1 protein-coding gene is annotated in these 471 nt (G+C 74.3%); it reads right to left on the reverse strand.

Annotation, left to right across the window (positions count from 1 at the left end):
- The coding region (locus ACSNOC_RS27940; protein WP_436750361.1) for a porin PorA family protein at positions 1–471 on the reverse strand (471 nt) is incomplete at both ends.

A 471-nucleotide genomic window follows, 5' to 3' on the forward strand; every position in this document is an offset into this window, starting at 1 on the left:
GCCGAGCAGGGCGAGCGGGGCCACCGTGCCGACCAGCAGCAGGTACCGGGCGATCGTCTCGGCGGTGTCCGCCTGGTCCTGCCGGGTCTCCTCGGTGGCCGTCACCTCGACGTCCGCGATCGGGAAGAGGGGCGTGCCGTCCTGGGTGGTGGCGGTGATCCGCTGGCCGTGCCGACCGTCCAGGATCGTGCCGGTGTCCGAGTCGATCCACAGCACCAGGTCGGTGGTCGCCACGTACGTCAGCGGCACCATCTCCGGCAGCGCCGCAACGTCCGCCCCGGCCGGGGAGGGCAGCGAGCCGAGGATCGCGCCCACCACGTCGCGCGGCATGGCCGGCGGCAGGTCGCCGGGGTCGGCCATCGGGCCCTCGGCGTGGATGGTGTAGCCGTGGGCGGTCCGGCCCTCGCGCTTCTCCGTGCCGCTGTACACGGCGTCGACCTCGGTGCCCGTCCGCTGGTCCCACCAGCGGTA

It is taken from the genome of Streptomyces sp. URMC 129, assembly GCF_051386415.1.
In the GTDB taxonomy this organism is placed as follows: domain Bacteria; phylum Actinomycetota; class Actinomycetes; order Streptomycetales; family Streptomycetaceae; genus Streptomyces.